We start from the raw sequence: 17633 nt of genomic DNA on the forward strand, positions 1-17633 counted from the left end.
GAATTTACAGATGACGCATACCCAAATTTAAACCATAAAATCATGAATAGAACTTTTACTCAAAAATCTATTCGCTTCTCCCTACTAATGCTTACTTTGACAGGCCTGTCACTTGGTGCGCAAGAGTTGAAAAAACCTACACTAGGATTTACGGATGCCTGTGTAACTGCAACTCATAATGGATTCCCTGCAGAGTTTATTTGGAACCCAAATCCCATTGTAAACCCTGATAATGAATTTATTATTGAGCTTTCAGATGCAAGTGGTAGCTTTACCTCCCCCATTACCCTTGCGCGGCTAAAGGATAAAAATTCAGAATTTAAATTTCAAGTGACCGACCTTAAATTGCCCGATGATGTATCAGGAGAGAACTACAGGTTGCGTTGGCGTAGTACGAGTCCAGAAAAGACAAGTCCTGCCAGTGATCCATTCGGAGCTTATTTCATAAAAGTTAACGAGCCTTTGGTTGTCAATAATTACCAAGAGGCCTCTGTCTGCGATGGAACCGCTGTGTATTTAGAGGTGGATAATTATCCCAATGAAGCCTCCTATAATTGGTACAATTACACCGAGCTCATTCCAGGAGAACATGGACCTTCATTAGAGGTTACAGAACCTGGAATTTATTTTGCAGAAATCAATTATGGTTCGTACTGTTCCTCTACAACCGCTTCAAATATGGTGGAGGTAAACATTGAGAACTCGATTGGTTTTGAACTTATCGGTTCCAAAAAACTTTCACTGTGTGAGGGACAAACCTATACGCTTACTACGGATCTATATGATCCGGAGTTTACCTATGCTTGGTATAAAGACGGTGAATTACTCGAGAGAAACAATCAAAATACGTTGGAGGTAAATGGTAGTGATCCCGGATTCGCAGGTGACTATTACGTGGTTTTGGAACGTAGCGGTGGTTGTAAAGAAACCACTTCTACCGTCAGTATTTCTGCTGGATCGTTTGAATCGGAGCTCGTTTTAGCCGAAGGAACTTTATTGCTTCCTGAAGAAACCTTATCCATTGCGGTGGAAACTACTGCCGTTAATCCAACATTCCAGTGGTTTAGAAATGGCACGGAGCTCAATGGTGAAACGGGGAAAACACTAAGGGTAAGTGTCGCTGGAGATTATTATGTGACCATTTCTCAACAAGATGATTGTATTGTAAAAAGAACTACAGATAAAGTGAGTATTGTGGAACCTGAATCGTATATCGCCACCATTACGACCGATTCATACACTGCATGCGAGAGTACCAGTACCACGCTCAGCTTAGCTTCCATTGTAGCTGTAAAGGGCGAACAAAAAATCGAGCTTGACAAGGGAACAACCGATCATTTCTCCTATCAGTGGATATACAATAATAAGGAACTCAGTGGAGCCACTGGAAAAACACTTTCCATTGCTGATGGCCGTAAAAATGGAACGTACGCACTTCGTGTAGGTATCGAAGGGGGGATAAAACTAAGTAGTGAACCGATAGAATTAAAACTAACCCTACCAATAACGGCAAAAATTTCAGCAACTAACAATATTCGTTGTGACAATGGGAATGAAATTTTAATCAAATCCTCTGTGACGGACGATCATTATGATTATAGCTGGTTTAGAAATGGTGTAGAACTTACTGAAAAAGGGACTACACTTTCTACCAACCTTACTGGGAAATACCAATTAGAGATCACTGCTTTTGGGTGTACGTTAAGCTCAAATACTTTCATTGTAGAGGAACTAAGCCCTTCAGTGGTACAATTAAACGTTTCTGATGTTGTGGTCATTCCCGAGGGTCAAACCAAAACCATTACCGCATCAGGTGGGGATTCCTACCAGTGGTTTGATCCTAAGAACGAACTTATCGGAAGTGCGTCAAATATCACAATTCAAGAGGAAGGTGAGTATACCTTGGTTGCTGGCGTTGGTGAATGCCAGGTTACCAAGAGATTTAAAGTGACTAATTTGGAAAGTTATGTAATTCCGAACGTGATCACTCCTAACGGCGACGGATATAATGACCTTTGGATTATACCAAGTACATACGCCTATCAAAAAGATATTACCGTGAATATATTTTTACAATCTGGAACCAGAATTTACTCCACAAGTGATTATCAAAATAACTGGCCTGAATCCTCCAGCATTCAATCAAGCGGAAGTCAACCACCAATATATTATTACAGTATAACTAAAGGAAAAGAAATCCTTAAACAAGGTACCATTACCCTTATAAAATAATGAGATGAAGCCGAGTTTAACCACATACATCCTATTACTACTTATGTGTTGTACCGGTGCATTTGCACAGGAGGATGTTCCTGTGGCTTCTATCGATATACCTGCACAAAACCTATTGAAATTCAATAGGTTTTTAATCAATCCGACATTTTCAACTGTCAATGAGGATAATTCCTATATTAACCTTTATCACCGAAATCAATGGGTAAGTTTTGATGATAACTTCCAAACCTATTTAGGAAGCTATTCAGGACGTATTAGCGACCGCTCCGGTCTTGGATTAAGTATCTATCACCAAAAGTTTGGCACCATTGCAAACTTCGGTGCTATTGCTAATTATGCTTACGGAATACGATTGTCACAGCATAGTAATTTGACTTTTGGGTTCAATTTGTCTTATTATAATAGTGGCGTGGATAAAAGTAATATTAATCCTAGTCAACCGAACGATCCTACCATTGCAGATTTAGAAAATGGTTCGCTACTTACATTCCAACCGGGGATTAACCTTTCTATCGGAAGTTTCGATATAGGTTTATATGCAGAGGATGCCTTTGATTATAATTTTAAAACAGGTGAATCATTAACTGAGTTTAAAGACAAAACGTTCAGTGCTCACCTAATGTATACCAATCGGTTTGATAATGGTGTTGGGATGTTAGAAAACGCTAGATTTAGTGCTTTAACCAGAGCACGTAGAATGGGAGATGAGGACCTATCGTTTTCTGGCAGTTTGATATTGGATATGCCTAAACTTGGATGGATTCAAGGAGGATATGATGATTTTTATGGCGTCGCAGCTGGCGTTGGTTTTAATTTAACCAAACGTCTTTCTTTAGGTTACACAATCGAAAAGGGAATCCGTGATCAGATCTCAAATTTTGGGGTTACCCACGAGATTAACTTTGCCTATTCTTTCCAACCGATCCTTACCGAAAACAGGGTATTTGAGGATTTATTGGAGGATGAAAACCTGTTAGTTTTAGAAGAAGAGTCGAAAGACTCCCTTACTGGGAAGGATGCTGAAATTGCGAGGCTTCAGAATTTGGTGGATGAGAACAATATGATCATCGACGAGATGATGTTCCGGCAAGATTCTATTGAGGAGGCACGAAAGAATGATATCAACAAGCGATTTGCATATATTTTAAAGTTCATAAACGATAATAAATCCAACCCCAATCAAAATCAGGTGAAAAAACAGGTAGTGGATATGTTGAAGGAGATCGACGAAAATGCTTATGCCGCTGCACAAAAGAAGTATGAGACTGACTTTGTTCATTTAAATGGTTCAGATAAAAAGCAAACCAGTACTGATATTCAATCGCCAAACAAGCGAACTAGGGTTTCCCCAAAACCCGTTGGCACGCCTTACGTAGGCTCTAGTAAAGTATTAACTGCTTCAACAGCTACAACCTCAACCAATGTAGATGATGGAGCTTACGTAATTGCCAACGTTTATAAAGGAGAGACTTATATGCGATCTTTTATGGATGAACTTCAGAGGCAGGGTATTGCCTCGGGAAGTTTTTCTCATAATGGCCTGAATTATGTTTATTTAGAGCGATACAACAACTTAAGCGAAGCTAGGAAAAATTATTTATCCGATGTCAAGGAGAAGTACCAGGGGGATGTTTGGCTACTGCATATTGAACATGATAGCGGGGTCGATCAAACGAAATTAAACACGGCATATGCAAATGCCGATACTGGAAATAGCACTTCGGTAAAGCAAGAAGTTGAGATCACATATGATGATCCGTTCACTGCTAAAGCAGATAAAGAACAGGCCTTTAATGATTATAGTGGGCAGGTTGGTTATGATGCTGCTTCTATGCAGAATGGGCTATCGCAATGTCTAGACCGCTATGTTAGCAGAATTTTTAATTCTGACAAGAGAGGTTATAGCAATATTGAGGTGGTCAACCATTCAAAAGCCAACTCCAGCAAGCAGTATTATATCATTGCAAATGTCTTTGCTGATGGTAAAAATGCCGATCGGTATATTAATGAATTAAAGGAAGATGGCTATCACGCCCAGATTTATACAAACCCGAAAAACAACTATAAATATGTGTACTTGAGAAAATTTGATAATTGGAGCAGTGCTCTTAAAAGTTATAAGTCTAATGTTAATTTTAAAAATGACATTTGGATTATGCCTATTAAGAGTACATAGACATATTTAGATATTCGATATAAACATATTTTACAAATAGTAACAAGTCCCCAAAACTTAAGCTATGACAAGAAACTACTTTACCCTAAAATTCTATACCCTTTTTGCATGCATATTTTTTGCAGGCATTTTTGCATTATCAGCACAAGTTGGAAAACCTTTTGATGTAAGATATGAGAATAACATCAAAGGTGATATTACCTTCATTGGCAATAATATCCTTAATAGAGATGAAGGCAACCAGGGACCGAACCGTCCTTATAACAGTACAGGTAATAAATCAGATTATAATGACGACCTGAACATGCAATATATCGACATTGATAATGATAGAAGTACCTTTAGTTCAAGTAGTGCTACCCTAACTATTCCTGATCCAAGTTGTAGCCGAGTTGTATATGCGGGGCTATATTGGACGGCAAAGTATCCATTTGAAGAAGGGGGAGGTACCCGTAATGATGGTTATTATGTAATAGATTCAGAACGACTTGATTATACATCAATAAAATTTAGAACCCCGGGGAACAGTTATATTAACATAACTGCGGATGAAATTATTCATGATGGGTTTAATGGTAACACGACTGAGGACGCTCCATATACGTGCTATAAGAATATAACAGAAATAATCAATAGTTTATCAAACGTTGCTGGAGAATATACCGTGGCAAATGTTAGAGCTGCTAAAGGTTTTATAAAAGGAGGTGGTTCTGCGGGTTGGTCTATGGTTGTTGTTTATGAAAACCCAACATTACCAGGTAAGTTTATTACCACTTTTGATGGTTTTGCAGGAATTCAAAGCGAAGATCCTCCTGTGGATATTGAAGTAGATGGTTTTAAAACATTGCCAGAAGGTTTTCCTGTTCATGCTAATATGATCGTATCTACTCTTGAAGGAGATAATAGAATCGATGGGGATGGACTTTCAATTAGTGCAGAGGATAATCCTACTTTTTTTGACCTAGGAACAAATACTACTATAAATAATAAAACTAATTTTTTTGATAGTAATATTACTTTAAACAACCAGATCATTACGGACAGGAATCCTAATAGTGTCAATACGCTTGGATTTGATACTGATAAATTTAAGGTTCCTAATGGAAATAATTCAGTAATACCAAATGATGCTGATAATGCCACATTACGCCTAAGTACTGATGGTGATACCTACTATGTGTATTTTACTTCTTTTGATGTCGAGATAATTGAACCTGAAATACAATTAACAAAAAAGGTTTTTGATATCGATGGGAATGATATTCAAGGGCAACCTGTAGATCTAGGTCAAGAAATACAATACAGACTTAGTTTTGATAATATCGGTAATGATAACGGAACGAATTTTACCCTTAAAGATGTTTTACCTTCAAATGTTGACTTCTTAAGTGCGGAATTACCCCCTTCAATTGGAGGCAACCAAATACAGCAATCATATAATGAAGATACTCATGAATTGATTTTTACAATTCCTGATATTTACATTGAGAAGGTCAGAGATGCCTATACTATTAATATAAACGTTAGAGTGCAGCCAGATTGCGATAAACTACGTGACGCATGTTCTAATATTATTCAAAATCAAGCATTTGCTACCTATCAGGGTGTATTAAATGACAATCTAATTTCTGATGATCCAAGTGTCTCAGGTTTTGATGCATGCAACTTTGCAATCCCTGGATCAACCAATTTCTTGCCAAATTTGGAGGATTGTAATTTTTCAAGAGAAATAGCAATTTGTGGAGAATCTGTTGATCTTATAGCAGGTGCTAATTATGATACATATCAATGGTTTTTTCAAAATCCTGACGGCACTTATAGACAGTTAACTAATGTAATTAGCGGCTCTGAAGGACAAAAATATATGGCGACTAATTATGGAACCTATAAAGTTGAAAAGATAATCGCGGAACCTTGTAAAAGCTATGATGAATTTATTACTGTAGTTCCAAGAAGCAACGAGTTAGATAGCCCGATAACCCCTTTTGCGGACCAAATTGTTACGTGTTCGAATGATGGAACGTTGCTACCAAAATTCTTTTTATGTGGAACAAATGATGACCGTCTACTGAATGTTAGCTATCCAGATGCTCAAGTGTTTTGGCAAAAATTGAGTGGGGATTGCGGTATTGACTCAGAAGGAGAAAATTGTCCTACAAAAAACAATTCTTGTACTTGGGTAGAAGTGAAGGCTGGAGATCAATTTTTGCTCACAGAAGCAGGCGAATATCGTTTAGAGGTTCGTTATCAGAATAATTGTTTTAATCGATTTTATTTTAAAGCTTATGAAAACTCTGTAGATCCCGCAGTTACGACTGAAAACATTATTTGTGAATCAAAGGGAAGTATAGACATCAATAATGTTGGTTCTGGTTATGAATTTGCTGTAGCATTAGCTACTGTAGATTTTGATCCAAATACTGCTACTTGGCAGGATGCTAATTCTTTTGTTATTGAAACGGCCGGTACTTACAATGTTTACATCCGTCAATCTGATTTAGATTTGGAGACAGGAGATAGACAACCTTGTTTATTTACATTTGAAAATGTAGTCATTTCCAAAAGTAATTTTAATGTTACAGTTGAAACTACGAATCCTTTTTGTAATTCTTCGAAAGGGTCTTTTAATATTAATGCGGTAGACGCAAGAGCTTGGTATACCTATGTATTAAAGGATGATTTTGGTGCAGTTGTCGATGAGGAAGAGGCAACAGACGATGATAATCATGTGTTTGGAAATCTTAATCCAGGAACATATACTATAGAAGTTACAACTGAGGATGGCTGTACTTTCTCTGAAAAATATACCATTTCGCCACCAGTACCTTTAACAATTACTGCAAATGTGTCTCAAAATGTAACCTGTAAAGAAGGAAATATTCAAGTGCTTTCTGAAGGAGGTACAACACCACATACTTATGCGATTTGGAGTTATGAACCAGCAGTTGGAGCGACTGCCCCACCAATTAGTTATGAAAGTGTTGATGATATTCCAGCTGGAGAGATGCAACAAGTTGGACAAACAAGCCAAATTTTTGATGTTAAATTAGGAGAGCAAGGAACCTATAGCTACGTAGTTTTTGATAGAAATAATTGTTATGCTTTTTCAAATAAAGTTACCATTAGTGTTGAACCACCAATGGAGTATCAGGTAAATTCTACAAATGAAACTTGTTTTGGTTCCGAGGATGGTACGATTTCTATAGAAATAATTAATGACCAAAAGTATAGGGTTTCCTATAGCTTAGATGGCGTTAATTTTACTGCTAATCCTAATTTTAAGAATTTAGAACCAGGTGATTATACCGTCATTGTCAGAGGTGAAAAAGGCAACAGAATTTGTGATTTTGAAACACCTATTACAATCGCTGAAGGAGTTCAAATTTCTGCAGATGCAGGGTTAACTAGTGAATATAACTGTTTGACTGATGGAGAAATTACATTCTCTAATGCAGTTGGAGGTTCAGGGATCTTTGAATATTCAATAGATGGGGTGACTTGGCAGGACAGTCCTGTGTTTGGTGGTTTAAAAGACGGAACTTATACACCTAGTTATAGAGATAAAAACAATCCTGATTGTATCCAAAGTGCAACAGAGATTACACTTGATCCATTAACACCACCGACAGATATTGACTTTACTATGAGTACAGTGCGGTGTCCAGATAATTCTTCAGATGTAAGCCTATCGGTAACAGGAGGATCAGGTGAAATCCAATACGAAATTATAAGTCCAGCTACGGCCGCTAAAGATAACGGAACGAATAATGTTTTTGAAAATTTAGAGGCTGGTGTAACCTACACCTTTAAAGTAACAGATGAAAAAGGCTGTTTTTATGATGAAAATGTAACGATTCCAGAACTAACCCCAATAAGTGTTGTTGGTAAGTTAGTTAGTAATGTTAGTTGTGTAGGCGGTTCAGACGGTGCAATTCAATATTCAGTAAATGGATTTACTGTAAACTACCGATATACTGTTACTAACGCAGCAGGAGCAGTTGTTGGTAGTGGCCTTGACCAAACAGGAAATACTTTTAATGCCACAGGATTAGCTGCTGGAACCTATACTATTGCGGTGACTGATAACACTACCAATTGTACAGATTCAGACGTTGTGACTGTTGAAGAACCTGAAGACCCATTAATACTAGGACAAGCAGAAATTACTCATGAAAGTTGTACAAGCACAGGTACAACTAACCCAGGAACTATAACAGTTAGTGCTTCTGGCGGATGGGGTAGTTATACGTATGAAATATATAATGCAGCAGGAACATTATTAGTGAGGAATGGAACAGGATTCTTCAAAGACTTAACTGCGGGAGATTATACTGTTAAGGTTTTTGATGCCAATCAATGTGATGTTGATTCGACTGACATTACAATAAAACCAGCAATAGCGCCAGAATTAAAGCTTTCTGCAAATGATCTTTGTTATGATGATGCTGTTGGTTTAATCATTACTGCTACTGTAACGTCTGGAACAGGTTCGGGGGTATTAAGCTATTCATTAAATGGAGGCATAACCAATACAACAGGAATTTTTAAAGAGCTTGATCCTGGTACATACACGGTTACTGTAATAGATGAAAACAATTGTAAGGATACCGAATCTATTTCTATAGACCCAGAATTGAAAGTAAGTGCTTCTGCGGATTCTATTTCTTGGTGTGGATCATCAACCGATGTTACCATAACGGCAGTAGGAGGTGACGGAAATTATGTTTATGCAGTTGTCACTAAAGGTACAACCCCTACTAGCTTCTCGCCAACAAACCCTATGACCATTTCTGAGGAAGGGGAGTATGAAGTGTATGTTAGGGACCATGCCAGTGGAGAAGGTTATTGTGAAGCGAAATATGATATTACCGTAGATAAAGATCCTAAATTGGAGGTGTCAGCCTCGAATACTGAAATTTTATGTAACGGTACCACTTCTACTCTTACCATTACTCCAACTGGAGGTTCTGGAGTTTACAGTGAATATTCTATAGATGGAGGGGCAACTTACCAAGGGTCAAACATCTTTAACAACCTAATCTCGGGGAACTACAATATCGTCGTAAAAGACTCAAAGGGTTGTGAAGTTAAGTTGTTTTACACAATTGCACAACCTCAAGAGTTAACAGCCTCGGCAAATGTTGCTGCATTAGTAGAATGTAATCCAACACAAGGAGCAGATGTAAGAATAACCAATGCACAAGGAGGAACTGGACCGTATACGTATAGTTTTGATGGAGGGTCAACCTATGGTAATTCTGCAACAAAAAATTTAATGCCAGGTACATACGAGTTATATATACAAGATGCAAGTGATTGTGTTTACGGTCCTATGCCTATTACAGTTGAAGAGGGACCTGAAGATCCTGATCTTGGGGCTTCTGTTGCTTATAATTGTGATGGTACAGGAAATATTACCGTAAGTGCATCACCTTCAACTTTTGATTATACGTTCCAACTTAATGGAGGTGCGGAGCAAACAGAAAATGTATTTACTGGAGTTGCACCTGGAACCCACGATGTAAAAATAAATTATGTTAGTAACCTACCTGCGACTCCTAGTGTTCTACTAGTTGAGGATTTTGGTTTTGGACCTAATACAAGTATCCCAAGTATTGATACTGCTGTATATTGTTATGAAGATCAAATCCCTGGAGGTAACTGTGGTTCTCAAGCTGATATTGATGACACTAGAATAAATGATGGCGAGTATTCAGTAACTCAAAGAATTGCTAGAGATTTTAGTGATTGGGTAGATGTTAGAGACCACACGGGTAATCCGGAAGGCAGGTTTGTCGCCATTAACATTGGAGATGTAGCAGGAATGGGAGGAGTAATTTATAGAAAACCAATTAAAGACTTCCTTCCAAATCAGGATGTTCAAGTTTCTATTTGGGGTCATAACCTTATGGAATCTACCTCAAATCCAGAGAAGGGAGATCCAAATATTGTAATTCAATTAGTAGATCCAAGTACTGATGCCGTTATTGCTTTTGACGAAACTGGCTTTATTCCTAAGTCGGACAAATGGGAACAGTTTATTATTGATTTAAATCCCGATGGTCATACTGAACTAGACCTTGTTATTAGAACATTTTCTACCGTAAAAGATGGAAATGACTTGGCTATTGATGATATTCTAGTTACTCAAATCCCAGAAAAATGTCCACTTTCTAAGGATATTAAGGTAGTTGTTGAGGAAAATCAAGGTTTTGCTGCTGAATTAGTAGGGGTTTCGGATGTAAGCTGTAATGGTTTAACCGATGGCAAAATTACCATTGCCGTGAGCAATTTTGGAGCAAGTGGTTATGAATACAGTCTGGATAATTTTGGTACAACTTTAGGCAACTCGACAGAAGCAACTTTAGAAATTCCTGTGAATAAAGGACTGGGTGCATACACGCTTTATATAAGAGATATAGCGAATCAAACGGCTGATCCGACTCTAGCGTGTGGTGCTGAAATACCATTTACAATTACCCAACCTGATCATGTGGAGGTCACAGCTAGTATCACTTCAGAAATCACTTGTAATACAGCTACTGCCACTATAACTGCGATTACTGCTACAGGTGGAACTCCTGGTTACACATATCAGTTGGAAGATGCTAATGGAAAAGCAATTACAGGGTATGATTTTGCCGCTAATGGAAGTAATAGAGTATTTAATAATTTACCAATTGGTGATTATGTTGTAAGAGCGAAAGACAGTAATGGTTGTGATGATATAACTGATACAATAGAAATAACCGCACCTGTAGATATACTATTTACAGCGGTGCCTAGCGCTTGTGTCGGCGGTAGTTATACCCCAGAGATTCATGTTGAAATAACTCAGGGTAATGGTGATTATATGGTCAGCCTAAGTGATGGAACAGGTGTGTTCTACCCCACAAATGTTGACGATAAAAATCACGTATTTAAAGGTTTAGATCCAGGAACTTACCAAGTGACAGTTAAAGACGGATACGGCTGTTCAGCTGCAACGCAAACTGTTATTGTAAGGGAAGATCTTGATGCTGGAATTGATGTAACACATATTGCGTGTACCGCAGGGTCCATTATAGTAACAGCAACTGGTGGTGATGGTAATTATGAGTATAGTTATGATGGAGGAGTAAGCTTTGTCCCTGAAAACACTCATGAGGTAAGTACTCCAGGATCTATTGATGTCGCTGTAAGGGACGGTTCAGGCGCCTGTATTTATGAAGATAATGTAGAAGTAAAAGCGTTTGACGCTATTAGCATTAATGTAACATCAACTCAACCTCAGTGTCACAATGACGAAGGTTCCATTCTTATTGATATTAGTGGAGGTGTTGGACCTTACACTATTGTTGTAAATAATGGAACTACGGAAGTCGAAAAGGAGGAAAATTATACAGGGACCTCGATAACATATTATAACATGCCAGCTGGAAATTATACTGTTACAGTTACTGATAAATATGGCTGTGATGATGATAAACCTGCTGATATTGAGAATCCTGCGGAATTAATTGGTGACCTTATCCCTATGATCACGGATTGTGGTGCAACTCCCGATGCTTTTGGCTTTGATATTATTAATGTACCAACATATCCAGGATTAACCGTTGAATACACTGATAATGCAAATGTTCCTTCACCAACATGGCAAACAACAAATGAATTCCGTACCTACAAACCTGGTGATGTGGTGTATCCAGCAATACGAACCATTGACGCTAAAGGTGAAATTGTTTGTTACTACGAGTTTAATCGTTTCTTAATTCCTTATCCTTTGGATGATTTAAGTATAGATATTAAATCAACTGAAGTGTCTTGTGACAGTAAAATGCTTTCGGTAACTGTTGTCGGTAGTAAAGGTCTTCCTGGATATCAATACACCTATACAGAAGATGTATTCAATTTCGACCCTAACAATCCTGAAAATCCATGGACTGAAGCAACTCCTGAGGATGGACCTCATGATTTTACGTTTATTGGGCTGATTCCTGGAAGAACATACGTCTTTTTTGTAAAGGATTCCACTGGGTGTATCCGTCAGAGTTCTATAAATATCAATGAGGGCTTAATAGAGTTACCTATGGAAATAGAACTTAATTATGAGCCTACTTGTTTTAGTGCAAATGATGGCCAAATTTCTTTTACTCTTACCGATGAAGACGGTACTGTAGAATCATTTATTCGTTATGAATTATATGAATTAGGAGACGTTGTTCCACTTCACACAAGTGACCCCAATGTTGGTTTCACCTCTCCGCAAAGTTACACCATTCCGACTTTGTTGTCACCAGGGGAATATTATGTAAAAGTAATTCAACATGATGGAGCTGGAAATGATGCTTGTGTTACTGCAACTGAAAATATTACCATTAAAGAGCAAGACCCAATCACAGGAATACCTGAAAAATTGAGAGATATTACTTGTGAAACCCCTGGTTTAATCGTAGTTCCTGATATTCAAGGTGGTGGAGGTGAATACACCTACATTCTGTCTAGCACTAATTTTGATGTTGACGGTGATGGTGCTTATGATCCTGCTATAGATTTTATTGAGACCACTGACAATCCGATGGAGGTGTTCATTGACTATATTTTGAATCCTGCGTTGGGAACTGTTGACGTTCATGTTATTGTAAAAGATCAATATGATTGTGAGCAAAATCTAGGAGAGGTAACATTGATTATTAGTCAACCACCAGTAATTGAAGAGGTACTAGTTGACAATTGTTTAGGCAATTCAACTATTACAATTATTGTTGAGGATGGTACGGGACAAGCACCGTTTTACTATTCTATAGATGGTGGTGCAACTTATAGTGTGGTTGGAGAAAATGAATTTGCCAATCTTTCCTCTGGGAATTATGATATTGTGGTAAAAGACAGCAATGGCTGTACAGTCTCTGCCTCTGCAAAAGTTGAAATTTATGAGCAATTGGCCTTTGCAAAATTAGAAGTAACTGAGGCACTCGATTGTCAAGACGCAAGTGATGGCGGCGGAAATGCTCATATTTACTTTGAAGTTAAGGGAGGTTCAAGTGTTGATGCATCTACTAATATAGTGTATTCCATTAGTGGACCAGCTGGATTTACTTCTCCAGTTACCGAAACTCCAATACCAATATCGGCCACACCTCCGAATTCTAGGTTGTTTACCGATGCAAATGTGGCTGGAACTTACACCATTACACTTAAAGACCTCAAAACAGAATGTGTAATTTCAAGAACTATCGAAGTTCCTGAGAAAGTCGTACCAGAGATTTTAGGAAATCCTATTGTAACTGATGTTACCTGTCATGGTGACGCTGATGGAACCATAACAGTAACTGCGTTGGACAATGGTGTAGGACCCTATACATTTGAGATTGTTTCAAGTAATGGAACAGCCTCTATTATAACACCATTTAGCACTAACGGTTATCAAGCGACTTTTACTGGATTGGCTGGAGCAGCTGGTGGTGTGATATATGGAATTGAAATTACTGCTGATGCAGACAATAATTGTACTTCCACATTAATAGAGGCTATTATCTATGAGCCAGCAGATCTTGAAAATTTGGCTTTAGACGTACTTGAGTTTAGCTGTACCACAGGAAATACTGTAAATATGGCGACGGTTACTGCTAGCGGTGTTACTGGAGGAGTAGTAGATTATACCTACGAGTTTATCTATGATAACGGCACTCCGGGAGACACTAGCGATGATAGAACTCAGAAAGGTTCTGAAACAGTGTTTAATGTTTCAAATCCTTTGGGTGGAAATGTTATTGTAACTGTTTATGATGAAAAAGGATGTTTTATCTCAGATGATACAGATGTTAAACCATACAACAAATTAGAGGATATAGAAACCATCCCAACGAATCCGACATGTAATGGTGGGGATGGCTCTATTGAAGTAAATGCTACATTAGGTTTAGGTCATAACACTGAAATTTTAGAGTTTTTCTTATATGACAATAATGGCGGACAAATAGGAAATAAAAAAGTTCAAGGGACCACTGCAATATTTGATAACTTGGATGTCGGAAGTTATCAAGTTAAGGTCGTTAATATTGATACAACTTGTGAACTTGTGGTTTTCGAAGAATTAACAGATCCTAATACATTTGATATAGAATTAAATGTTATATCAACTGCAGTTTGTTTAGGTTCTGCTACTGGTGAAATCACTGTAGCTCTTGTGGATCCAAATGGCTCACCATCTTATTCTGGATCGTTCACATGGACGATTTATAACACCAATGGTTCACTAGTTGATAAAACCGATGACACCGTCTATAAAGTTGGAAGTAGTCCTGATAATGGTCCGATTTCAATCGATCAGTTTGAAGCTGGGACATATATCATTTATGTCGCCCAGGATAATAATCCGATGTGTACTCAAGAAACTGTGTTTACCATAGCAACTCCACCAGCAGCTTTAGATGCTGAAGCAACTGTGACAGCTCAAACTTGTGACCTTGATGATGGTATTATTGAGATAATTAATGTATCTGGTGGATGGGGTGGTTATAAATACTATGTAAGTACTACACAAAATCCAGATCCAAACGACAGCAATAATTATATGACCAACCCTCGTTTTGAAGATTTGCCTACAGGGATTTATTATATTTGGGTGATCGATCAAAAGGGTTGTCCTATCCAGTTGCCGAATAAAGAGATTGTTAAACCAACTCCAATTACAGCTGCTATTTCAGTAAGCTCACCAAATTGTGATGGATTAGAAGGGGAAATTACCGTAGATAATGTTGTAGGAGGTTCTGGAGGGCCTTATACATTCCAATTAATTAAAGATGGTGCTGATTTCGGTGCACCAAAATCAGGAAGTACAGCGACCTTCACTGATCTTGGAGCGGGAGCTTATAAGATTAGAATCTCAGACAATTGGAATTGTAGCACCACCCCTATTACGGAAGTTACAATATTTGAAGAGATCAGCTTAGGCTACACTATTGACAAAGTGATCTCATGTGATGTGTCCAATAACAACCTAGCAGGGGCAGTGACGATCAATGCAAATGGTGGTTCGGGAACCTTCACATATAGTGTAAAATTCCCTGATGATACTACAGCAGGCAATGGAACTAGTGCGAGCTTTACAGGATTAGATCAAGTTGGAACATATACTTTCACAGTGACAGATAGTGAAGGCTGTGTGGACACTATTGATTTAGAATTAAGTGCACCAGTTCTACCTGTCCTTGAGATCAGCGATCAAATAAACGTTTCATGTGAAGAAGCAGCTGACGGAGCGATAAAAGCGACTGTTACAGCAGAAACCACTATCAACCCACCTTATACATATACCTTAACTGGTCCAGTTACCGCAACTAATACCCATGGATTGTTTACAGAGCTTCCTGCAGGTAATTATGTGTTAAGTGTGACTTCTGATTTAGGGTGTTCTGACCAGACTATTGTTACCATTACTGAACCTAAAGCCTTAGATTTTACAGCTGCAGTTACAACAGAATTTGTTTGTAATCCGAGTAATACAACTGCTTTAGGTCAGATTACAGTAACAGTTGATCCAACAACAGGGACGGCTCCTTATTTATACAGTATCGATGGTAATAATTACCAAACTAGTAATGTCTTTGATGTAATTGATACTGGAAATGTAGAAACCTATACCTTGTATGTTAAGGATGCTAACGGTTGTTCGTATACTAGCGGGGTAAGTATTGATCCACTGCCAAAAATAAACGCAGTAGACGTCACTTCAATTACAGCGATTACTTGTTCAAATCCAGAAAATGTCCGTGTGGAAATTCATGGTGGTTCAGGAGAATTTGTTGTAGAGTTATTACCAAATGGACCAACACAGACAATTTCTGGGCAGGTAGCCACCTTTTATCTACCAGAGGCTGGAGATTATGTGTTTAAAATTACGGATACCGCTACGGGTTGTTTCTATATTACCGCACCCTATACGGTTGCGCCATATGATCTTATAACAGCTACGGTAACAGCTCGTTCGCCAATAGACTGTTATAACACAGCAACAGGGGAAATCACCGTAGATGTTGTAAACTACACCGGAACCTTTACATATGAAGTTTATAGTAGTGATGGTGTTTCTACAGCAGTAACTGGCACAGGTGCTGCACCTGGAACTGTTACAATAACTGGAGTCGCTGCTGGAAATTATTATGTTGAAATTACAGCATTAGAATCACCTTTCTGTCTAGAGACAACAAATACAGTAACAATAAAAACTCCAATAAAAGCATTAGATCTTAGTGTTGGTGTTGAGAAAGATTTGAGTTGTGAAAATAGTGCAGCAGAAATTTCTGCAACAGCATCTGGAGGATGGGGCGAATATGAGTTTGCCCTAGTTAACTCAGGTGACATACCAACGCAAGCAGACTTTAGTACAACGAGTACTTTTACTGGAATTGCAGCAGGAACCTATGATGTATACGTGAAGGATGCAGAAGGTTGTATGATTTTTGAAACCGTATCATTCGTTAAACCTGATCCTATTATTACAACTGCAATCTCAAACTCAATTGATGTTCTTTGTGAAGGAGATAATCAAGGGAGCATAACAGTGACAGCAACAGGTGGTAGACCTGATTTTGATCCTTCAGTAACGTATTTGTTTATTTTAAATAGACTGGATGATAATGGGGTTATTCTTTCAAGTAGCGCTCCACAAGAATTAAATGTATTTAGCAATTTAGGAGCTGGAAGCTACAGTGTGACTGTAACAGATAATCGTGGTTGTGAGGCCACCACTACTCCAGTATCTATATCAGAACCCGATCAAGTTATGGCTTCCTTAGGATTAGTGAAAAGCAACACTTGTACAACGGGTGCTATTTTAGAACTAACTGCAGTAGGAGGTACAGGTACTGGATATGAATATAGTGTTTCAGCTACAGGACCTTGGACTCCGTTCGGTACTAACAATACTGTTGAAATTGAGCTTCCAGTGGTAGTAAATCAGGAGCAAGTTCACACGTATTTTGTGAGAGACTCCAACCTTTGTATTTCTGCGGTATCAAACAGTGTTACACTTTCACCGATACGATCACTTGAGGTGACTCCTACCGTAGTGTCTGATGTTAGCTGTTATGGCGATGCAACTGGATACATCAAAGTAGATGTTAAAGGAGGACTAGGAAATTATAAGTACACTTTAATAGATGGGTTGCGTAATGTAACATTGATCGAAAAACAAGATGACAATACCTTCAGTGGACTTTCCTCAGGAGTGTACTATGTA

3 protein-coding genes are annotated in these 17633 nt (G+C 38.2%); all 3 read left to right on the forward strand.

Annotated elements, in window-relative coordinates; all coding sequences use genetic code 11:
* Positions 1-42 precede the first annotated feature (42 nt).
* Positions 43-2232 carry a T9SS type B sorting domain-containing protein gene (locus VKY50_RS07255; RefSeq protein WP_324300354.1) on the forward strand — a complete coding sequence of 730 codons (2190 nt, stop codon included), beginning with the start codon at positions 43-45 and terminating at the stop codon, positions 2230-2232.
* Between the two features lie 4 nt (positions 2233-2236).
* A complete protein-coding gene (locus VKY50_RS07260) occupies positions 2237-4411 on the forward strand; it encodes a PorP/SprF family type IX secretion system membrane protein (protein ID WP_324300356.1) in 2175 nt (724 codons plus the stop codon).
* A 64-nt stretch (positions 4412-4475) separates the two neighbouring features.
* Positions 4476-17633: SprB repeat-containing protein (locus tag VKY50_RS07265; RefSeq protein WP_324300358.1), on the forward strand; the 13158-nt coding region annotated here is incomplete at its 3' end.

The organism is Galbibacter sp., from assembly GCF_035306585.1.
Taxonomy (GTDB): Bacteria; Bacteroidota; Bacteroidia; order Flavobacteriales; family Flavobacteriaceae; genus Galbibacter.

What these genes read in the sequence shown, in the direction of transcription:
- VKY50_RS07255 (WP_324300354.1), top strand. Translation starts at nt 43, where the DNA reads ATGAATAGAACTTTTACTCAAAAATCTATTCGCTTCTCCCTACTAATG.
- VKY50_RS07260 (WP_324300356.1), top strand. Translation starts at nt 2,237, where the DNA reads ATGAAGCCGAGTTTAACCACATACATCCTATTACTACTTATGTGTTGT.